Origin of the sequence: Paraglaciecola mesophila (assembly GCF_009906955.1) — a bacterium.
In the GTDB taxonomy this organism is placed as follows: Bacteria; Pseudomonadota; Gammaproteobacteria; order Enterobacterales; family Alteromonadaceae; genus Paraglaciecola; species Paraglaciecola mesophila_A.
Map to the genome: position 1 here is coordinate 2,040,620 of NZ_CP047656.1, position 20,598 is coordinate 2,061,217.

At 45.0% G+C, this 20,598-nt stretch carries 18 protein-coding genes; 4 read left to right on the forward strand and 14 right to left on the reverse strand.

Going from position 1 to position 20,598, the window contains the following annotated elements; all coding sequences use genetic code 11:
• Positions 1-4: 4 nt before the first annotated feature.
• Both FX988_RS08730 and FX988_RS08735 read right to left on the reverse strand, forming a co-directional pair.
• Positions 5-253, reverse strand: coding sequence for an EF-hand domain-containing protein (locus FX988_RS08730; RefSeq protein WP_160179252.1), 249 nt, complete (start codon positions 251-253; stop codon positions 5-7).
• A 92-nt stretch (positions 254-345) separates the two neighbouring features.
• Positions 346-1,356 carry a rhodanese-related sulfurtransferase gene (locus tag FX988_RS08735; protein WP_160179253.1) on the reverse strand — a complete coding sequence of 337 codons (1,011 nt, stop codon included), beginning with the start codon at positions 1,354-1,356 and terminating at the stop codon, positions 346-348.
• 366 nt (positions 1,357-1,722) lie between these two features.
• Here FX988_RS08735 and FX988_RS08740 point away from each other — a divergent pair, with 366 nt between their 5' ends.
• Complete coding sequence (locus FX988_RS08740) at positions 1,723-2,058, forward strand: DUF3718 domain-containing protein (protein ID WP_160179254.1); 336 nt, start codon at positions 1,723-1,725, stop codon at positions 2,056-2,058.
• An 87-nt stretch (positions 2,059-2,145) separates the two neighbouring features.
• Here the strand turns inward: FX988_RS08740 and FX988_RS08745 are convergent, their stop codons facing one another.
• The gene (locus tag FX988_RS08745) at positions 2,146-2,709 is read right to left on the reverse strand and encodes a sigma-70 family RNA polymerase sigma factor (protein WP_160179255.1); all 564 of its coding nucleotides are present in this window, start codon (positions 2,707-2,709) and stop codon (positions 2,146-2,148) included.
• A 123-nt stretch (positions 2,710-2,832) separates the two neighbouring features.
• On the opposite strand from FX988_RS08745, the gene FX988_RS08750 reads away from it, so the two are divergent.
• Entirely contained in the window at positions 2,833-5,574 is a 2,742-nt protein-coding gene (locus FX988_RS08750; RefSeq protein WP_160179256.1) for a protein kinase domain-containing protein, read from the forward strand.
• Positions 5,575-5,584: 10 nt separating this feature from the next.
• On the opposite strand, the gene FX988_RS08755 is transcribed toward FX988_RS08750, so the two are convergent.
• The 4 genes from FX988_RS08755 to FX988_RS08770 form a co-directional block, all read right to left on the reverse strand.
• Positions 5,585-6,985, reverse strand: coding sequence for a DUF1302 family protein (locus tag FX988_RS08755; protein ID WP_254700761.1), 1,401 nt, complete (start codon positions 6,983-6,985; stop codon positions 5,585-5,587).
• 37 nt (positions 6,986-7,022) lie between these two features.
• On the reverse strand, positions 7,023-7,895 hold the full coding sequence (locus FX988_RS08760; protein ID WP_160179257.1) for an outer membrane lipoprotein-sorting protein: 873 nt from the start codon (positions 7,893-7,895) through the stop codon (positions 7,023-7,025).
• Complete coding sequence (locus FX988_RS08765) at positions 7,895-10,234, reverse strand: efflux RND transporter permease subunit (RefSeq protein ID WP_160179258.1); 2,340 nt, start codon at positions 10,232-10,234, stop codon at positions 7,895-7,897. The genes FX988_RS08760 and FX988_RS08765 overlap by 1 nt, the downstream gene beginning before the upstream one ends.
• Before the next feature lie 288 nt (positions 10,235-10,522).
• Entirely contained in the window at positions 10,523-10,927 is a 405-nt protein-coding gene (locus FX988_RS08770) for a hypothetical protein (RefSeq protein ID WP_160179259.1), read from the reverse strand.
• A gap of 165 nt (positions 10,928-11,092) precedes the next feature.
• Here FX988_RS08770 and FX988_RS08775 point away from each other — a divergent pair, with 165 nt between their 5' ends.
• Both FX988_RS08775 and FX988_RS08780 read left to right on the forward strand, forming a co-directional pair.
• Positions 11,093-11,872, forward strand: coding sequence for a class II glutamine amidotransferase (locus FX988_RS08775; protein WP_160179260.1), 780 nt, complete (start codon positions 11,093-11,095; stop codon positions 11,870-11,872).
• A gap of 1 nt (position 11,873) precedes the next feature.
• Positions 11,874-12,191 (forward strand): NIPSNAP family protein, encoded by a 318-nt coding sequence (locus tag FX988_RS08780; RefSeq protein ID WP_160179261.1) that lies wholly within the window; start codon positions 11,874-11,876, stop codon positions 12,189-12,191.
• On the opposite strand, the gene FX988_RS08785 is transcribed toward FX988_RS08780, so the two are convergent.
• The 7 genes from FX988_RS08785 to FX988_RS08815 all read right to left on the reverse strand — a co-directional run bounded on the left by FX988_RS08785 (position 12,192) and on the right by FX988_RS08815 (position 20,334).
• Positions 12,192-12,791, reverse strand: a complete 600-nt coding sequence (locus tag FX988_RS08785) for a peptidoglycan-binding domain-containing protein (protein ID WP_160179262.1) — start codon at positions 12,789-12,791, stop codon at positions 12,192-12,194.
• 79 nt (positions 12,792-12,870) lie between these two features.
• Positions 12,871-14,382 carry a choice-of-anchor L domain-containing protein gene (locus FX988_RS08790; RefSeq protein WP_160179263.1) on the reverse strand — a complete coding sequence of 504 codons (1,512 nt, stop codon included), beginning with the start codon at positions 14,380-14,382 and terminating at the stop codon, positions 12,871-12,873.
• Between the two features lie 365 nt (positions 14,383-14,747).
• Positions 14,748-15,509: an SDR family oxidoreductase gene (locus tag FX988_RS08795; RefSeq protein ID WP_160179264.1), complete on the reverse strand. Its 762-nt coding sequence runs from the start codon at positions 15,507-15,509 to the stop codon at positions 14,748-14,750.
• Positions 15,510-15,556: 47 nt separating this feature from the next.
• Complete coding sequence (gene mmsB / locus FX988_RS08800) at positions 15,557-16,483, reverse strand: 3-hydroxyisobutyrate dehydrogenase (protein ID WP_160179265.1); 927 nt, start codon at positions 16,481-16,483, stop codon at positions 15,557-15,559.
• A 3-nt stretch (positions 16,484-16,486) separates the two neighbouring features.
• Complete coding sequence (locus FX988_RS08805) at positions 16,487-17,617, reverse strand: enoyl-CoA hydratase/isomerase family protein (protein WP_160179266.1); 1,131 nt, start codon at positions 17,615-17,617, stop codon at positions 16,487-16,489.
• A gap of 59 nt (positions 17,618-17,676) precedes the next feature.
• Positions 17,677-18,834 carry an acyl-CoA dehydrogenase family protein gene (locus FX988_RS08810; RefSeq protein WP_160179267.1) on the reverse strand — a complete coding sequence of 386 codons (1,158 nt, stop codon included), beginning with the start codon at positions 18,832-18,834 and terminating at the stop codon, positions 17,677-17,679.
• Positions 18,835-18,843: 9 nt separating this feature from the next.
• Positions 18,844-20,334 carry a CoA-acylating methylmalonate-semialdehyde dehydrogenase gene (locus FX988_RS08815; protein WP_160179268.1) on the reverse strand — a complete coding sequence of 497 codons (1,491 nt, stop codon included), beginning with the start codon at positions 20,332-20,334 and terminating at the stop codon, positions 18,844-18,846.
• Positions 20,335-20,598: the final 264 nt, after the last annotated feature.

Here is a 20,598-nt window from a genome sequence, read left to right on the forward strand (position 1 = left end):
GAGTTTAGTATTCCCACCAAGATTGCTGCCACCACTCTAAAAACTCTTCGAAGTCGATGGAGCCATCGTTGTTTTTATCAATCAAACTAAAGCCTTCTTCAACATGACTAGCCTTGGTTTTAGGCGATATGATAGTTAACAACTCAATAAATTCTGTTAACCCGATTTCACCGTTCTTATCGGTATCAAAATAATCAAATTCTTTGCGAATTTCAGCAACCTTTTCCGGTGCTAATGTCTCTTGCTGTGCCATGATTGAACCACATTAGTTAATGTTAGGACGAGTTTACCCTTTCATATCACCAAATGTCTACGTTGGTGAACCAAAGCGCAATATCTAACGGCTTAACCGTTGCTTTTTCCTGCAGCTGCACGCTGTGCTCGCCGTTGTGCAGCTTTCTGCTGACGGCGTAATTTTATTGCCTTAGTTGCATCTTCACCAACGTGTGCTTCATTGCGCTGGCGGGCTAAATTCACCTGCTTTTCACGCTCACGAAAACGTTTGAGCTGCTCTTCACTGTGGGTGCCATGACACTTGGGGCAGCTAGCGCCAGCCTCAAATAACGGGCTTAGTTTATCTTCTTCAGTAATAGGTAGACGACAGGCATAACACTGATCATAATCACTTTTTTGTAAGTCATGATTAACCGCAACGCGATTATCAAACACAAAACAGTCACCTTCCCATAAGGTGTCGTCTTTCGGTACTTCTTCTAAGTATTTAAGGATACCGCCTTCTAAATGATAAACCTCTTCAAAGCCCTGTTCTTTTAAATAAGCTGTAGACTTTTCACAACGAATTCCGCCGGTACAAAACATGGCGACTTTTTTGTTTTTACTGGGCTCGAGATTATCTTTTACATACTGAGGAAATTCGCGGAATGATTCAGTTTTTGGATTGATCGCGTTTTTAAACGTACCAATTTCGATTTCATAGTCGTTACGAGTATCAATGACAGTGACATTCGGATCAGATATTAACGCATTCCAATCTTGCGGCTTTACATACGTGCCCACAGTGCGCAGCGGATCGATGCCTTCTACGCCCATAGTCACTATCTCTTTCTTCAACTTTACTTTGGTGCGATGAAAGGGTTGAGTTTCATCTAACGATTCTTTATGTGAAATAGGCGCAATGCGTGAGTCTTGGTTCAAGTAATCTAATAATGCATTGATGCCGTCTCGTGAACCTGAAACGGTGCCATTAATCCCCTCTTCAGCTAATAACAAGGTTCCCTTGATGCCGTTATCCTGCATAAATGCTAGAAGTGGCTGACGCATTTCTTCGAAGTTTTCTAGGGTGACAAATTTGTATAACGCGCACACGACAAAAGGCGCAGCAGTTTGATTTTGCATGATAATTCCTTGCGAGTTGGATCGTAAATCCAGAGCAGTTAAAAGAATGCTTAAAAAAGCGCCGGAAATATAGCAAAACCGTATCCACATTAAAAGTATTAGCTAAATTTGACAGCGATCTTACTGACTCAAATCAAACTTTTTTGCGCACACTTCATCACCCCTCTCATAGTCAGCCTCATCATTGGTCAAAAAAACCATTTTTTAGTCAATTAATAGAAAACATAATTATATTTCACATACAAAAAGAATGGGCAACGCATAACTCATTGTTTTTAAAGTAATTTAAAGTTGGCATCTAGGTTGCAAACTGATAATTAACAAAACAACACACTGAAAATACTGACTCATTAAAGGAAATACACCATGAAAACATTGACTAAAACTATCGCTGCAACGCTACTTTCTTTTGCTGTTTTAGGTGCTGCACATGCAGACCAAGAATTAATTCCTAGCGATAATGAAGCGGGTACAAAACTCTGCGTAACCGCGACGTCTGGTAGCGTTCTAAAAATGAATAAAGCGATGAAGTTAAGCAAGGTAACCAAGCGTTACGTCACTGAAAAAGTCACGTGTAACGGTCAAAGCATGGTTGCATTTGTTGAACAGTACGGTGAAAAAGCTGAAAAAATGAATAACTTTCTAACGAATGGTAAATACAGCGAAGAACGTAGCGTTATCGCCAGTGTAAACAGTCAGTAATCAGTTGGCTGTTATGCACAGAATGTGCGATATATTCAAGTATAAGTAAAAAATCCGCTCGTAGGCGGATTTTTGTTTACATAGCGTCTAGCCAGCTACGCTTAGCTCCCGGTGTAACCAGGCTTTACCAAATTGCCCGTCACGCTCTATGGTTCTGGGTGAAACCGCATAAAACTGAGCAATATCTTGTACACTTGAACCTGCAAAAAACTGTAGCTCTAAAATTTCAGCTTTTCGTTTATCAAACTTTGCTAACGCTGATAAGGCTGCATCTAACTCAACAACATCATGACTGATCGGTTTATCTCCATATTTATAATCAACCAAGGTGATATGGTTTGCTCCCGCCCCTCGTTTTTGACTGGTATGTGCCCTAGCATGATCAACCAAAATACGCCGCATCATATTGCCAGCTAATCGATAAAAATGCGCTCGGTCTGCAAAATCTAACTGAGCATGCAACAAATCGATAAACACTTCATTCACCAAGGCAGTGGCCTGCAAAGTATGCCCAGCTCTCTCAAAGGACATGTGCTTTTGTGCTCTGCGATGCAATTCTGAGTAAACTAAATGACTTAAATCATTAAATGCTTGCTCGCTTCCTGACTGCCAGTCACGAAGTAACTGAGTGATATCCCGATCGTTGTTCATAGCATGACACACGGCGAAGTGAAATAGAGTTGCATAATTTTAGCACAGGAATAGACTAATTTTCATTCAATAGATATTAATCTAACATTCGGTTAATACATTTTGCGTAAAGGACTAAAGCAAATGAACAACAACGAATGGCAAACAGTACAAGACATTTTTCATCACGCAATTACTCTTCCTGTGGAGCAGCGAAGCAGTTACATAGACCAGCAATGTGAAAATAACGTTCACTTGCATCAAGAAGTGACCTCACTATTATCGCACCATGAAAAAAGCACCGAAATTGATTCCATCATCGATTACGCCGCTCATTGTGTTGTCAACCAAACTTCACAAAAAATAGGCGATGTGGTTGACCGTTATCGATTGATTGAGATGATTGGCCAAGGAGGAATGGGCGATATCTACCTAGCCGAAAGAGCGGACGAACACTACACACAACGCGTGGCAATAAAAATTAACCGCAACGTGCTTATAACAGCAGATAGAGCATCACGCTTTAAAACCGAACGACAGATCTTAGCGAACCTAGAACACCCAAATATCGCACGCCTGCTCGATGGTGGCACAACTGACACAAATCAGCCTTATTTAGTCATGGAATACATTGAAGGCACACCTATTGACCTTTATTGCCAACAAAAAAAACTGGGCCTGCACGAACAGTTAAAACTTTTTCAAAAAGTATGTGATGCAGTCCAATACGCTCATCAACACTTGGTAGTGCACTGTGATTTAAAACCCTCAAACATACTCATCACCATAGACGGTGAGCCAAAGTTGCTCGATTTTGGCATATCCAGGCTGCTGGACCAGCAAGAACCTAGCGATGGCGAACATAGCCTTGAAGCAAACAAAGCTGAGCGTTTGCTTAGCCTACATTATTCGAGCCCAGAACAAATTTGTGGCGAGCCTCTGTCCACCAGCACTGACATATATTCATTGGGGGTCATTTTATACAAACTACTGACGCAGCAACTGCCTTATGGGCACGTTACAGACAACCTACATAACGCTATTCTCAAATTTACACCTACACCGCCAAGTCAGTTGTTAACCCACAATAAATCGGTGCTTGGAAATACAGCGCAGATTGAGCCTAGCGGGATAAAAGCCAAGGATATCGCAGGTGACCTAGATGCAATATTGCTAAAAGCCCTGCATAACAGAGCGTCCTTGCGGTACAAGAGTGTTAACCAGTTTTCTAACGACCTTGAGCGCTTTGTTAACCACTTCCCTGTGACAGCGCACCGTAATTCGTGGGTCACACGCAGTAAAAAATTTTTACGCCGCAACCGTCTTTCTAGTTCGCTGGCGGCTTTCATTCTTATTACTATGACCACCACAAGTAGCGCAATATTCATTCAATCTCAGCGTATTGCACTCGAGCGTGATATTGCCGAGCAGGAGCGCGGTAAAGCGGTTGCTATCACAGACTTCTTGCACAACATGTTCTTTTCAATAAACCCAGATGACGCCCAAGGCGAAGTCATAACAGTGCGACAAATTTTAGATAAAGCCAGTGAAAAACTAAACCAAGATGACAGCCACACCCTATTTTCACAACCTTTAATAGAGGCCTCGGTGAGGCGCACTATTGGCGACATATATTTCCGTTTAGGGGTAATTCATCCAGCTATTGGGCACTTAGAAAGAGCGTTGACACTGCATCGAGAATATCAAACTGACGACGCCGAGTTTTACCGCGTACTTAGAGCGTTAAGCAATTCTTATAATCGCGCAGACAAATTTGATCTGCAGCGTCCAATCCTAGAAGAGTCAATAGACGTCGCCAAACGTATCTTTGGTGAGCACGATGAAAAAACCTTGGGTGTTATGTCTAACCTAGCAGGATTGTATAATGATACTGGCAATTCGTTTATGGCCATCAATCTGCACAATGAAATATACGATAAAAGTTTAAATGCCTTAGGCCCAGCGAATATTGTCACCATTCTCGCGATTACCAGTCTTGGTGCTGACTACTATGCATTAGGGGATTACCAAAAAGCCGAAGAGTACTTCCGGCAAGGTCTAGAAGCCAGCTTGAAAGAGTGGAACGAAAATCATGGATTAGCATTGTATAACTTGGCCGGCATTGGTTATGTACTGGAGCGCTTAGGTCAATTTGAAGCTGGGTATGCCCCTACCAAGAAACGTTTAGAGCGAGCAATACACGTTTTGGGAGAACAACATCAAGACACACTTGATGCCAAACTCAGTATGGGCCGTATTCATCTCGGATTAGGGGAGTATTCCCAAGCAGAAGCACTGTTTAACGAGATTTTGGCTGCTTTGCCAAAGCGAGCAGGCGAACTTCATGCCCTAAACTATGTTACCCGTTTTGCATTAGCTGAGCTATATCTGAAAACAGACCGTGCAACGCAAGCATTAGCGCTAGCACAGAGCACATTATCACTCGCCAAGAATATATGGGCAGATGACAACTTAAAGATTTTATTTGGCACCCAAGTATTGGCTGACGCGCTAACTGCCAATCAAGAATACCAAAACGCCATTGCACATTATCAACACATTTTAACCAGTCGCCAACAGAGCATTGATAAAGAGCAGCAACAAAACAGACTGATGGAAATCGAGCACCTGCAAGTCAAGTATATTGAAGCGTATTATGCCCATTTAGGTTTGGCACGAGCGTACCTAGCCCTTGAACAAAACGCGAATAGCGCTGAACATTTGCGTAGCATAGTGCGCTTAACACAGGCCCACCCACGTATGACGGCACCCGAACTACCATGGGTATTAACTTCGTTGCTAACTGAATACGAAGGCTCAGGTAAAACGAAGCAGGCATCGACGATCCGCGCCCAGCTTGTTGCTTTGGAGCAACGCAGACCCTAGCGCCTTATATTTAAAAGGTAAACTTAACAGATACCCACCAGCGCGAGGCATCCTTAAATTGACCAAACTGGCCGTTTGAATGTCCAAACAGCCAATCAATCCCCGTTTGAAATTTCACGTTGTCATGATAATCGTATACCAAGGCAGGACGCAGCGTACCATCGCCTTGATTCACACTGCCAATTAGCTCCGCTTTGAAAAGTAATCGCTCGTTAAAGAAACTGCGCTGTGCCCTTAGGGTAAGCAGTGTATCAGCAGCTGGGCGTACCAAATTCAGCTCTTTATCGCGTATGTAATCTACCACTAACTGAGCATTCACAAACCAATTTGCCGGTGCTCGCCAGTCGACTCCCCCTCCTATCAGTACCCGCTTTGCCCGCGCCTGCATTAAGGGCTGCTCGCCTAGCACATTTAAAGGTTGGTCGGGTATATACGCAAGCTCCATCCGCCAAACGAGTGTACCTAGCGTGACATCATAAGTCGCCCCGAGCACGGTGCGGCGTAAGTAATCAAAGCGAACGTTTATCGGTAGACTCGCCACCATCGCTTCGCGTAGTTGAATGACAGGATCTGTGTCAGGCCCTCGATATAGCATGAATGACATATCCCCCTCACCTAGACTATGCCCAAATTTAACCCCTGCAGTACTTTGGTTAACTGTGTGCTCTCGTTCCGGTGTTTGTATTCTTAGCGCCTGCGCTAAATCAACGGTTGGCGCTTGCCCCTCAAAACCTAAATCTGCAATTGATAAGCCACCGGTAAACCGAGTTGAGGATAAAAAGAATGTATCGCCAATATTGGCCTGCTGCGTACTCGTTCCATCAAATGCTAAAGAGGTATCCACATGCCAGCCATCCAATTTACTGCGCCAACGTATTCCCCATCTAGCGATACGCTCAGGGCGCATATCCGTTAACACAAAATCACGGCGACGCACGGGATCGAAACGATCAGTCACTTGTACGCCATCTAGGACTCCCCAAGGGGTGACCTGCTTTCCGATGACGACACTAGTGGCACGTTTACGCCACATTAAAAACGCTCTCGTCAGCTCAACGCGAGTGTCTTTGCTATCCACTATTGGTTGATTAAACGAAGCATAGTTATCAATACTACCTAGTCCTGTTTCATCAAAAGCAAACTGCGCAAGCATATTAAGCTGAGCACTCCAACGCGGATTTAAACGCAACTTATGCTGTGAAATAACGCTCACTCTAGACAGATCTACATCCGTACTTTTCAAGTTGACTGCCGTGCGATATTCCAGCGAAACTTGGCTTGATTGCAACTTCACCTCACCATTGGCGTGTGGCGCAATCAGCCCCATGAAAACAAGCAATAAACACCAAGCGATGCAATTCCATCTTTTACTTATGCACATGCAACCATAAATATCCGAGTGACTTTTCATCCTATTCCCTCACCTTTTTACTTTACCCTAAAGCCGCCTATAGTCCGGCAATACTGGGTACGCCGTAACTCAGCTCATCAGCAGTCAAAATACTTTGTGGTAAATCAGGAATGTGTTTAACATCACTTAACACAACGTCCGTCTTATGGGCGAGCTGAGTATTGGTGACGATGAAATGCGTTGCTATCCAGGCATCTGATATGCGCTCTAAACGTTTTACAGAGATGGTTTTCAGCGGTATACCATCTACGTCCGTGTAATTTATTTCTAACGGGAAGTAAGTGTCTGGGTCAACCCGAGCAACAAAGCTGCTGTATCCGAGCTCTGACGCTTTACCGCTCGATTTGCTGATGCCCTTTAAAACCAGGTAACGCTTTTGCTCTACGATTTGCTCTTCACCTAAGGCAAAGTCCCAATCTAGTAAGGTAAATTTGAAATTGTCTTTAATATCCCCATAGGTCAGATCTGTGCCCATAAAGTAGTCACCTTTGCTCGAAGCGGGCAGTTTGCGAACGCGATCAGTGGCCGGTAAATACAGCCAATTCTCATCACTGCCTGATACCTTGTCATAACTTAAAAATCCGGTATTTTGCAGCGCAGCCGGTGCAGTAAAATAGATCCCTATTTTGGTATCGCCTTGATGAACAGAATGAACAAATAAAGCCGAGCGTTTTCGCACGCCTCCTGAATCATTGTGCAAGGTAAAGTGCATATTTCCTGCTCGCCCATCGTTTGCCGCTCTCGTTAGCACTTTATTGGCTAATTCTAGGGCCGACATTTGGTTGTTTTCCTGCGCTGAAACAGGCTGAATAAGAAGCCCACAGAACAGCCAAAAGCTGATTTGAATTAGGCTTGTACGCGCTCTTTTATGGCTTGTGCTAGTTAGGTTTGTGGCGTTAAATAATGTCATTACACACTTCCTCTTACGTTAATCACATAGGGCGTGGGTGCACACAGGGCATAACAGGCAGGGATCACTATGATCGCGCCTAACAAACTGCCGATAGACGCTGATGCGACAAGTGCCCCAAACCACTGCAAAGGCGGCGCAGAGCTTAGACAAATAACCCCTAAAGCGAACGCTAAGGCGACAGCTGAAAACACACACGCCCGAGCAATAACCACATAGTGCCCACTGAAAGCCGCTCTAGGTGCCAAGCCTTTTTGCAGTGACTGGCGCGCGCCTGAAATAAGGTGAATCGCAAAATCGACGCCTAAGCCAGTAGAAATAGCGGCTGTCATTGACGTCGCGGGGGCTATGTCAATTTTCAGCAGTCCCATCACGGCATAAGTAAAGAGTACGCCTGTTAGAATAGGCACCAAGCTCAGCAATGCAGGCCACAACGAACGAAATGCCAGCAGCGATGAACAAAACACAAAGGCGATAGCCAGACTTAATCCAGTAAAATGAGAAGATGCGAGTAATTTCATCCACCCAGAGTTAACGGCCACGCGTCCACTCACTTTGGCCTCAAGACCGAATTCCTCGGACCAACTTTTAGCAATGTTTTCAAACTCAGAAACAACAGGGCTCACTTGACTAAAGCGATCAGTAGTCAATTGCGCACGAACAAGGGTGTGCTGATAGGTAAAGTCGATTTCCTCTTTGAAATCTCCCGGGTCGCCCGCGGCCTCATACAAAAACATATATTGCGCCGGAGCATGTTCTGCGCTGGGTAATTCGCCAGCGGGAGCGTTTGTCAGCGCACGGTGCATAACACTCATATAGTCGCTAATAGAGGTACTTTTTGCCACAAGTGGCAACTTATCAATGCGTTGCTGTAACTGCGCTATGGCATGCATCGCCTTTGGCGTCATTAAATCTCCCGGCTCGTGGCCTGAAACCACTACATCCAAAAAGTTGAGCCCCTGCAAATGAGAGTTCAACGTGACGTCAGCCATACGAACCGCGTCGTCGCTTTGAAAATAACGTTGGCGCTCATAATCGAATCGGGCTTGAGTAGCAAAATAAATGAAAATGGTCAGCACCAATATCAAACTTGACGCTGTCGTCCACGGATGATTAAACGCATTTTGGGTCAGGCGATAAACGCCCGCATTGACTGGGCTGTCTTGCACAAACTGCGCTTGTTCTTTTGCCCCTAAGCCCAATAGCAGGATAACGGCTGGCAAGGCGCTTAAACTTAATACCCAAGCGGCCATAACACCCGCGGCAGCAAACCAAGCAAACTCTGCAATTGGTTGCATGGAAGAGCCAATGGCAAGGCCAACAAACCCAGCCACTGTGGTCACTGTCGTCAAGGTAACAGGTAAGAAGGTCTGATTCAGTGTGCCAAGCAGCAGCTCTGCTTTGTTTTTATCTGGTTCTAGGCGGCATTTTTCTAGGAAAAGCGTGGAAACATGCAAACTATCGGCAATGGATATCGCCATGATGATCACCGGCAATGCAGTGGTGATTAAATAGTACTTAGCGTCTAACCATCCCATCAAACCAACCGTCATCGCAGCAGAGCCCGCAATGACCAACAAGGGACCTGGTAATCCTCGCCACTCTCGCAGCGCAATAAAAATAACTAACAACGCAGTGACAATAGCCATGGGAATGAAAATTCGGGTATCTTGATTCACCATTTGCGCCAGTCGGCCGTTCATTGATGCGACTCCTGTTACATGAACCTGAGCATTGGCAGGACGATGAGCCTGAGCAATTGCCAGCACCTGCTGATAGGTTTCAGTAGCATGATTTGCGTCTTGTACAGGTATAATTAAGGTCAGCGTATCGCCATTTTTGGATGCGAGTAAGCCATCCATCATTGGCATGCTACGCACCCTTTCTAACGCTCTTTCAGCGCTAATTGGGGACACAACACCCTTAGGTATGATCGGATCAACGAGCAAATCTCCGTCATCACCATGAATCACACTTTCAGTCAAAATACTGATCAATGCATTTTTTTTCACATTTTCCAGTTCGCGTACTTCGCGCTGAATAAGGCTCAACGCGTGAATAATATCGGTGCTAAATGCAGATTGATTTTCGTTAGCCACGATCCCCAGCACAATCGGATCTTCTAGCCCAAACAACTCTCCGGCTCTATCTCTTGCTAATGCAGCGGGATGATCACTGGGTACAAACGCATCTACTGACGGGTCCTTTTTAATATTTTTAAGGCCTACCCCCATAGCAACAATCAATAGCGCTGCAATCAACAAAATCCATTTTGGGTTGTGGATTACGAAGGTAAAGTAACGTTCTTTATACGTTGTTTGGGCAATGTTCGTGGTCATGATTCCTGTCCTTGTTTTAGCTGGGAAAGATTCAGTAAACGAATTACTGCCCGAGCTATCTGCTAATTGAAGAAATTTGCGACTGTGCGTTAGCATGGTGAAACGCGCCATGCACAGGGAGCCGAAATACGTCATATCTTCCACTTTTTATTGAGATAAAAGCGCTAGGGTAAACGTAGGTTTCTTATCTCTTTTCTAATAAGCGCAATACCCGCGCAAAAACCGCCATATTATTTTTTATTTGCTGTAAATTATTTTTCGCAGCTTGAATGACCTAAGCCTAAGCACTCAATTTGCACTATTAACAGCGCGCAACCGCTGTCGAGCTGACCGATGAACAAGCTTGCGGCACAGACATAACAAGGCGAAAAAAATGCAACTGACCATCGCCATCTTAGGAGCATCTTTGAGTGCTAAGTGCATCTTTGCTCGCTGCTTGTCTCCCATTAAGCGACGAGCATATTGTTTTGTACTTTGAATTTTTCTCGGCCGTGCTTTCGCCGGCAATAGAATGGGGGGGAGGCTGTCGTCCATGGCGTTCACTGAGGAGTAAAGCAATACCTCACTGTCGGGGGCTGAAATACTATAAGGGTTTAACGTTATTGCCATCGCAGGCCAACTGTACAACCAAGCAGCCAATAACAGCGTATTGCAGGAAAATACCGCTGGGTATTGAAGCACTAGTGAGCACATATCACACTCCTGTTAATTAAGTCTCATTCCCTATAAGCGTGCTTTACCAGTTATGACCGCCAAAAAAATTGCGTTTTATTTTTAAGTATGTCAATTACTACAATTCACCCAGCTTGAGCCGCAATCAGGTTATAATCCCTTTATCAGCAAAACGCAGGACGAAATATGTGTGAGTTATTAGGCATGTCAGCGAATGTCCCCACTGATATTTGCTTTAGTTTCAAAGGTCTTCGAGAGCGAGGGGGTCGCGTTGGTCCTCACAGAGATGGATGGGGCGTGGCATTTTATGAGCAAAAAGGCGTGTGTATATTCAAAGATCGTCAGCCAAGTTACGAATCTGAAATAGCCCGTTTGGTGTCTGACTACCCAATAAAGAGTACGGCTGTGATTGCCCATGTTCGCCAAGCCAATCGCGGTCGCATTGGCATGGAGAACACCCACCCTTTTAGCCGGGAATTATGGGGCCGTAATTGGACGTATGCTCACAATGGTCAATTAAGTGGCTATGCCGATTTACCCATAGATAGATTCACCCCAGTTGGCACAACAGACAGTGAACGGGCCTTTTGCTATTTAATGAGTGCCCTTGATAACCGTTTTCCTCATCGTCCAAGCAAACGCATCTCAGCGTTTAATTTTTTGCAACGTGAAGCCAAAAAACTGAACAAGCTCGGCGTCTTTAACATGCTCATCACTGATGGTGAGTACTTACTTGCTTTTTGTTCAACCAAGTTGCAATGGATCACTCGGCGAGCTCCTTTTGGCAAAGCCCACTTATCGGATATTGATGTAGATATTGATTTTGCCAAAGAGACCACCCCTAACGATATCGTCACGGTTATCGCAACTGAACCATTAACAGGCAACGAAAGCTGGCAGAAAATGGCACCTAACGAAGGGCAAATATTTCGTTTCGGCGAACCAGTCAAGAAAGCGGTAAAGTGACATGGCAATTGTCGAACTTCGTGAATACAAAATTAAACCCAATATGAAACAAGCTTGGCTTCAGTGGCTAAAAGCAGAATTGTTGCCCTACCAAGTTTCTCAGGGAATGCGCATCTTGCATACGTATGTCCACACAGATGAAAACGGCAATGATTGGTTTGTATGGTTAAGGGAATTTGACGACGAACAAACTCGCCAAGCAATATATCAGCAAACGTATAACCAATGGTGGAAAGATGAAATTCGCCCTAGGGTGTTTACTATGATTGAGCAAGACAGCATCAAAGTACGCTTGCTCAACCCAGTAAAACTTGTCTGATTAACCTGACTTTTTCAAGAACAAATTCATCAGTGTATTTTGATCTGGTACGCCAGTTTGCGCTAAGCCAAGGTCTCGTTGAAAATGCTTAAATGCTTCTAATGTCGCTTGATCAAAATCACTGTTTCCTACGTCTTGTAAATAGCCCATTTTGATTAAACGCTGCTTGGCACGCTTGAGTATTTCCACATAAAAATAACTTTTCGCGTTATTGACATCAATCGCCACCAGCGCCGATTCAGCGGGCAAGCGGATCGGAAACAAAGCTTTGAGCAAGCCGTTAGTGACCGTAAGAAAATGTTTGTCTTTGCTATTTTCGCAATCTTGCTGCAACAGTGCTAACAGCAACTCAGTGGTTTGCCAAGGTGTGGCATCATAGTTTTCTGGCTGAAACCGGTTATAGGCACTGATGTAACCTTCAAGCCAGCCTCCATAAAGATAATAATCAGTCGTCTTCTGTTCTGCCGCGAGTAAAAAATTACTACACAGGCGCTTTCCCGCGCCTTTAACCGCAAACTTACCATTGTCATCGGCCGCGCGCACAAGTCCACTATGAACGCTCAATAGCATAGCTAGAATCATCACTTTAAATTTGTTCATGTTTTACTTCTCACCCTTTAAAACGGAAAAACCCAGTTCAATACATCGAACTGGGTTACTTTAATCAATTAAAAAGTGATTAAAACTTTTTTCGACGTAAACCACATAAGCCAAGTAATGAAAGGGCAAATATTGCAAACGTCCCAGGTGCTGAAACTGCGACACTGTCATCAACAAATTCGGTGATGGGTGATTGAATCACACCAAACTGACCGCCTTCACTGAATGCCACACCGGTAACGAACGCTAAGGGATCCGTCGGATCTAAGGCAAGTTCAACGTTGATGCTAGAGATCGTGAATTCAGGCACTGGCATATCAAATTCAAAAGTTTGACCACTGGCTAACGCTACCACTTGTTCAACACCATTGACTAAATAGCTGAGTAAATACCCATCGCTGTCATTTACGCTCAGTAAAGTCGGTGCTGTTACGCTAGCGAATAAGCCTCCGTCTGTCGCTGTGTAGGTATAACCGGTCGCAACATCAGGATCTATCCAAATAGTTTCTCCCGCTTCAACTTCGGGCAGCACGAATACAAAATCACCATTTTCATTCGTTGGGTTACTCGCGTCCGGCAAAATAGGGGTAAATTCTGAATCACCAGTCTCAGCATCAAAGTTACCAAAGCTACTTAAGAAAATGGTGGTGTCTAATGCAGAATCTGATGCATCCGCCAATAAAAGAGTAAAGGTGTTGCCTGTACTGCCTGGCTCAACGGGAATATCAAATCGAAGGATAGGCACGCCATTGGGTGCTAACAAACCATTCAGCTCTGTCCCTTCTATCTCTGCAAAATCAGGATGATTAATATTAATTGGCAACAAGTTCCCATCTGTAGAACCGTCACTTGCTGGCGCCCCTGCCACGTTAACCCCATTTAGAAACATGCCAAACCCATCGACAAATTCGGAGTCAACAAACTCAGGGAATTCTTCGGAGCCAAACGCCCCTACAAAAGAAATAACCGACACGCTGTCATCTACATCAAAGGTAATGCTTAACTCTATGGGGTCAAAGTGCTCAGCCTGACCAGTAATCTCACTTAGTAGCGCATTTTGCTCATCCGTAGCGGGACTACCTTCCCCCCCAATTTCATCACCGACTTCGTTATTTTCTGGAGTATTTGCAGGTGCAGGCGTAGTTGAATTTGTCGTTGATTGCTGCGAATTTTGCTGTTCAAAACAACTCGGACACTCGAGTTCATTTCCGTTATCGGTCCCGTTCTCTGGTATGTCATCCGAGTCATCTTCAGATCCGCCGCCTGAGTTTTCATCACCTGAAAAATTATTTGGGCCATCTTCATAGTGACTAACGTTCCCGGTACTAAATACCACGCCGCCTTCACTTGGCAAGCCGTAAGTTCCTGTGGCGTTAGTGTACGTCCCTGCTTGAGTACTAAAATCAAAGTCACTGTTGCCACCGCTTAAAACGGCGCTTGTGACGGTGACACCACTATTAGGAATGATCAATGTATCCGACAAAACCGATGCATCACCGGTAGATGTGATTTGAATACCGTGAGCAAATGAAGAACTCAGTGCAACTGCAACGGCGCAGAATGATAATGACAATTTTTTACTTACGAACATCTCTTACTTCCTTTAAATCTCGTATTGACGTCAAAAAATAATATTTCCTGGATTTGTGTCTTAGCAAGAAACGAACCATTAAAGAAAGAGATTTAACCAATTGATTTTTAACAAAAAAAATAACATTTAATTCATTAAAAATAGAAGATGTAAAAAAAACAGACACATCGAGACATAGTGATAAATTAAATTAATTTATCTATATAAATCATGCTGATGCAAAAGAAGATTAGGGGAAATAGAGGTTTAAACTAAAAAACAACCTAAAGCAAAGATAACTAAATGAAAATTGGAATAAACACGCATTAATCAACCATTAATACGTGTTTTCCCCCGGATAATATATCAGTTCAAGTAACCCGCGTTTATACGCGCGTTCCTCCATCTAACTCTATAGTACGACCAGTGAAGTAATCATTTTCAAATATGTACTTCGCTGTATGAGCTAACTCTTCCACATTCGCCAAGCGTCGCAGTGGCACTGTACTTAAGAACGCCTCTCGCATCTCTGGGCGCATTTGCGCGGCCATGGCAGTTTCAACCAATCCGGGCGCTATACATCCAGTTCGAATACCAAAACGGGCGAGCTCTTTCCCCCACGACACTGTCATAGTCGCTACGGCGGCTTTAGAAGCGGAGTAATTTGTTTGCCCCATGTTACCGGCGCGCGAAACGGACGAAATATTAATAATCACGCCATCGCTTTTGCTTTCAATCATTTGTTTAGCCGCTTCACGACCACACAAAAACGTGCCCGTCACATTTACATCAAGCACTGATTGAAACTGCTCCTTGGACATTTTGCTGACAACCTTGCCTTCTTTGACTTTCAGCAACATGCCATCTCGCATAATACCTGCACTGTTGATTAAGCCGTTTAATTGGCCGAACTCCATACCTATATCAGCAAATGCAACTTCGACTTCCGCCTCGTTGGTAACATTAACTACATAATATTCAGCTTTAACACCTAAGCTTCGCAGTTCTTTAGCTGCTTGTTCCAGCGGTTCTTTTTGCATATCGATTAATGCAACGCTTGCTCTTTGTTCGGCGACTTCTTGTGCCATTGCTCGGCCCAAACCTTGAGCGGCACCGGTAATGGCGATAACTGACCCTTTTAATTGCATAATGTATTTTCCTGTTTTGAAACCTTTCTACTGCTGATAAATCGCGGTTATTGTTGTTTATTTTGTGCTGAAAACAGCTCAAATATACTTGAGAAGTCGCGCATACCGCTGCCTTGCATGCTATGCATATTATATAAATTTTGCGCCATTGCCCCCATAGGCGTACTGGAGTGACTTTTTAACGCAGTATCTAAGGCCAGACCAAGATCTTTGCGCATTAAATCCACCATAAAGCCCCCTGTGTAATCATTCGATGAAGGTACATTAGGCATGACACCTGGACAGGGATTATATAACTCTAGTGTCCAATTACGCCCAGAGCTTTGCAGCATAATGTCTGACATAACCTTAGGATCAAGACCATTATCAATGGCCATCTGCAGCGCTTCGGATGTGCCCACCATCAACACAGACAACAACATGTTATTGCAGATTTTGGCAATTTGCCCCGCGCCATTTTGCCCCGCATGGAAGATGTTTTTCCCCATAGCACTTAATACAGGCTGCGCTTTTTCGTATGCACTTACCTCACCGCCTACAATAAAGGTTAATGTACCCGCTGCAGCCCCTGCAGTACCGCCCGAGACCGGCGCATCAACAAAAGCAATGCCTTTTTCTGCCAGTGTTTTACCGACTAAAATAGAAGTTGCAGCATCAATAGTGCTTGAATCGATGACCAGCGTGTTCTGTTCAAGCACGTCAATCAAACCTGCTACGCCGCGCTCGCTATCACCCAGATACAAACCTTGAACGTGTCTACCCGCGGGTAACATCGATATCACGATATCAGCGCCTTTCACCGCTTCTTCAGCGCTGGCAGCTGCCGTTGCCCCTTGGCTTTGCAGTTCAGCAACGGCCTGGGGCACTAAATCGAAAACACAGACCTTGGCATTCGCTTTGAGCAAATTAGCCGCCATAGGCCCGCCCATATTGCCAAGGCCAATAAACGCTACAGAGTAATTTGATAGAGACATGCTTTATTCCTTATCTAAGTGACTTAGTGGGTGTTCAGTGCCTTGCCAGGGACTATCGAAAAACCAGACCATTGTTTCTTTTGGCACTTGAGCAATGCTTGAGTAATGCCATTTGGGTTGATGGTCTTTGTCTACCAAAAGCGCGCGTACTCCTTCTTGGAACTCACCAAATTCCCCGCAACGACAGGACATGATCAATTCCATTTCAAAACATTGAGCTAACGTCAGACTTTGGCCGCGCTGTAATTGCTCGAATACCAAGTTGGCACTAATCGGCGAGCCCGCTTGCAGTGTCTTTTGCGCCTTTGCTAGCCAGTGTTCGTTACCACCATCAAATTCTAGGATTTGCTCAGCCACCTCAGCGGCTGTCTTAGCATTGGCTAGGATGGCTAACTTCCCGTGTAACGGCTGTACTTTAGCCTCAGGAAGCAGCGTTTGGTGTTGTTGATGGAAATGGGCGCATAATACGCTTAGTTGGTCACTGTTTGCCGCGTTGTCATTGCCCCACGGCAATTGCTCTGCGCTTTCCAGCCACTGCATTTTCATATCATTTGGCATGAAATAGTCAGCCATATTGACGTACAAGGCATCGGCGGCATTCATGCTAGCACCCGTCATACCCAAAAACAGACCACAACCTGGTGGCATATTATTCAAAAACCAGCTACCCCCAACGTCAGGATACAGACCTATGCTGATTTCAGGCATCGCAAGACGAGAACTCTCTGTAACGATTCGATGACTACCACCGTTCATCAAGCCCATGCCGCCGCCCATGACGATACCCGCTCCCCATATAGCAAAAGGTTTGGTATATGTGTGGATCAGGTAATCAAGTTTATATTCTTCGGTGAAAAAGGCCTGCAGGGATGCCGGTGTGCTTTTAGGCTCATCAGCCATGGCGTTGTGCATGGCGACGACGTCACCACCAGCACACAGCGCTTTTTCGCCGCTGCCATCTAAAATCACCATACAAATAGCCGGGTCTTGTTGCCACGCTATCAGTTGTGGCATTAATAACTGGATCATATCCATATTTAGTGCATTCAGCGCACTCGGGCGATTTAAAGTCGCATGACCAATGCGCATTCCACTGGTGGTGGAACGCTCGTGAAAAATAACGCTATCAGACACAATCTACTCCTATTCTTAATGGCAAAAAATCCTCAACATTGAGAATTTTTATGCTCGCTTTACAGTATGTTACCGGCGTCAGCGGCTAATAGGCGGCGTCCGACGATCATGCGCATAATTTCATTTGTTCCTTCAAGAATTTGATGCACACGTACATCTCGCACATGACGCTCAAGCGGGTATTCCTGAATGTAACCGTAACCACCATGAATTTGCAGAGCCTGATTGCACACCTCAAATCCGACATCCGTGGCGAAGCGTTTAGCCATAGCACAATAGGCACTACGCTCTGAGTCTTTGTTATCTAATTTAAATGCCGCCAAACGCACCATTTGCCTAGCCGCAACCAGTTCAGTGGCCATATCGGCGAGTTTAAATTGCAGTGCCTGAAAGGCCGCTAATGGTTTACCAAATTGAGTACGCTCTTGCATATACGCTGTGGCAGTATTCAGAGCCTGCTGAGCAGTACCGATAGAGCATGTGGCGATGTTGACACGTCCACCATCTAAACCTTGCATCGCAAAACTAAACCCTTGGCCTTCTTCACCCAGTAAGTTAATTTGGCTGATACGCACATTGTCGAACGTAATCAAGCGTGTGGGTTGAGCGTTCCAACCCATTTTTTCTTCCGCTTTGCCATAGATAATGCCCTTGGCATCCGCTGGAACAAGAAACGCTGAAATGCCTTTGGGACCATCCCCGCCCGTACGCGCCATAACCACCAGCACGTCAGTTTCACCGGCACCTGAAATAAACATTTTCGACCCATTTAACACATACTCATCACCATCTAACTTGGCCGTGGTGCGAAGGGCTGCAGCATCTGAGCCTGAACCAGGCTCAGTTAAGCAATATGAAGCCAGTAATTTACCTGTGACTAAATCTGGGCACCATGTGTCTTTTAATTCAGGTTTTCCCCATGTCGCTATCATCCAAGTCGCCATATTATGAATGGTCATCATAGCTGTGGTGGCAGTGCATCCCATGGATAACTGCTCGAATATAATGGATGAGTCCAACCGGCTTAAACCAAGACCGCCATCTTCTTCACTGGTGTATAAGCCGCAAAAGCCTAATTCACCTGCTTGCTGAATTACGTCTTTCGGAAAGTGGTGCTCTTTGTCCCATTTCGCCGCGTTTGGCGCTAAGGCTTGCTCAGCGAACTGTCTAGCTGTGTCTGCGAAGGCTTGTTGGTCTTCAGTCAAATCAAAATTCATAATCGTTCCTTACTTCAATTCGATGGTCATATTCGGGCCACTTGGAATATCGTTCTCAAACCAGCGAGCAGTTACTGTTTTGGTTTCGGTATAAAAGCGCACCGCCTGTTTACCGTAGGCATGCAGGTCACCATAGAATGAGTTCTTCCAACCAGTGAACGAGAAAAACGGCAAAGGCACCGGAATAGGCACATTGATACCCACTTGCCCTACCTCAATCTCATGTTGATATTTGCGCGCTGCGGCGCCACTGGCAGTAAAAATTGATGTGCCGTTGCCAAAAGGATTACGATTAACCAGGGCGATCGCTTCTTCCAGTGTATCCACCGTCATGCAGCACAACACTGGGCCAAAAATCTCTTGCTGGTAAATTTGCATATCAGCGGTTACATCACCAAATACCGTGGGACCAACCCAATTTCCTTGCTCATAACCTGCGAGGCTAAAGTCACTGCCATCCACTAGGCACTTCGCGCCTTCGTCTTTGCCTTGTTGGATCAGTGACAAGACTCGTGCTTTCGCTTGAGGACTGATAAGTGGCCCGTAAGCTGCTTCTTCGTCATTCCATAATCCTGGCTTCACTTGGCCTATCATTTGCGCCAGTTCATCAATCCACTCACTTGCTGCGCCCACAAAAACCGCCACAGAAATAGCCATACAGCGCTGGCCCGCAGCACCAACCGACGCCCCCACTAGGTTGTTCAGTACCTGCTTCACATTAGCATCGGGCATAATAACCGAGTGGTTTTTAGCACCAGCGAAGCACTGTGCTCGCTTCATATTATCTGTCGCTGTCTTATACACATGCTGGCCCACAGGCACTGATCCCACAAAAGAAACTGCGCGTACATCATCATCACTCAGCAGCTTGTTCACTTGGTCTTTCCCCCCATGAACTACATTTAACACACCTTTTGGCGCTCCTGCTTCAATAAACAGTTCTGCTAGGCGCGTTGGTGTCAATGGGTCTTGCTCTGAGGGTTTTAAAATAAAGGTATTGCCGCACGCGACCGCCATAGGGAACATCCACAGAGGGATCATGGCGGGAAAGTTAAACGGGGTTATCCCTAAACACACGCCTAGGGGCTGAATGTAACTATAGGTATCAATACCGCGAGCTACATTCTCAGCGGTTTCTCCCATCATCATAGAAGGGACATTCATGGCTTGCTCTACCACTTCAATACCACGCCAAACATCGCCTTTTGCATCGGCAAACGTTTTTCCGGTCTCACTACTTAATATAGTGGCGATTTCGTCGTGGTTGTCTTTTAAAAGCTGTTGGTAACGCATCATTATGCGAGCTCGCTCAGGCGCAGGCACTTCGCGCCACGTTACAAAAGCCTCTTTGGCACTGGCTACCGCTGCGTCTATCTCGGCGTCAGTAGCGATAGGTGCTTTGGCAATAACAGCGTTGTTGGCTGGATTGGTAACGTCGATAAATTGTTGCGACTCAGATGAAATAAATTCACCGTTGATAAGTAAAGGAACGTGTTGCATGGCTAGCCCTATTTAAAGTGCTTTGATTTTGACCGCAAACCAAAACTGTTAACGAAGTGTTATCAAGACTATCAAATAATTTACCTTTACGTTAACGTCAATTCAATTTTTTATTCGACGAACTGACAACTTCTGTATACATATTGGGTTATTCTGCGGCACACTAAGCTACACTAACGGCCAATATATAAAATCAAGATCCTAAGCTAATCTCTTGTTATGCTTCTGATTATGAAACAAAAAAACCACCTAGGAATGACTCCC

What these genes read in the sequence shown, in the direction of transcription:
- FX988_RS08785 (WP_160179262.1), bottom strand. Translation starts at nt 12,791, where the DNA reads ATGAACAAATTTAAAGTGATGATTCTAGCTATGCTATTGAGCGTTCAT.
- FX988_RS08790 (WP_160179263.1), bottom strand. Translation starts at nt 14,382, where the DNA reads ATGTTCGTAAGTAAAAAATTGTCATTATCATTCTGCGCCGTTGCAGTT.
- FX988_RS08760 (WP_160179257.1), bottom strand. Translation starts at nt 7,895, where the DNA reads ATGACATTATTTAACGCCACAAACCTAACTAGCACAAGCCATAAAAGA.
- FX988_RS08750 (WP_160179256.1), top strand. Translation starts at nt 2,833, where the DNA reads ATGAACAACAACGAATGGCAAACAGTACAAGACATTTTTCATCACGCA.
- FX988_RS08735 (WP_160179253.1), bottom strand. Translation starts at nt 1,356, where the DNA reads ATGCAAAATCAAACTGCTGCGCCTTTTGTCGTGTGCGCGTTATACAAA.
- FX988_RS08810 (WP_160179267.1), bottom strand. Translation starts at nt 18,834, where the DNA reads ATGAATTTTGATTTGACTGAAGACCAACAAGCCTTCGCAGACACAGCT.
- FX988_RS08780 (WP_160179261.1), top strand. Translation starts at nt 11,874, where the DNA reads ATGGCAATTGTCGAACTTCGTGAATACAAAATTAAACCCAATATGAAA.
- mmsB (WP_160179265.1), bottom strand. Translation starts at nt 16,483, where the DNA reads ATGTCTCTATCAAATTACTCTGTAGCGTTTATTGGCCTTGGCAATATG.
- FX988_RS08745 (WP_160179255.1), bottom strand. Translation starts at nt 2,709, where the DNA reads ATGAACAACGATCGGGATATCACTCAGTTACTTCGTGACTGGCAGTCA.
- FX988_RS08795 (WP_160179264.1), bottom strand. Translation starts at nt 15,509, where the DNA reads ATGCAATTAAAAGGGTCAGTTATCGCCATTACCGGTGCCGCTCAAGGT.
- FX988_RS08815 (WP_160179268.1), bottom strand. Translation starts at nt 20,334, where the DNA reads ATGCAACACGTTCCTTTACTTATCAACGGTGAATTTATTTCATCTGAG.
- FX988_RS08770 (WP_160179259.1), bottom strand. Translation starts at nt 10,927, where the DNA reads ATGTGCTCACTAGTGCTTCAATACCCAGCGGTATTTTCCTGCAATACG.
- FX988_RS08755 (WP_254700761.1), bottom strand. Translation starts at nt 6,985, where the DNA reads ATGAAAAGTCACTCGGATATTTATGGTTGCATGTGCATAAGTAAAAGA.
- FX988_RS08765 (WP_160179258.1), bottom strand. Translation starts at nt 10,234, where the DNA reads ATGACCACGAACATTGCCCAAACAACGTATAAAGAACGTTACTTTACC.
- FX988_RS08775 (WP_160179260.1), top strand. Translation starts at nt 11,093, where the DNA reads ATGTGTGAGTTATTAGGCATGTCAGCGAATGTCCCCACTGATATTTGC.
- FX988_RS08730 (WP_160179252.1), bottom strand. Translation starts at nt 253, where the DNA reads ATGGCACAGCAAGAGACATTAGCACCGGAAAAGGTTGCTGAAATTCGC.
- FX988_RS08740 (WP_160179254.1), top strand. Translation starts at nt 1,723, where the DNA reads ATGAAAACATTGACTAAAACTATCGCTGCAACGCTACTTTCTTTTGCT.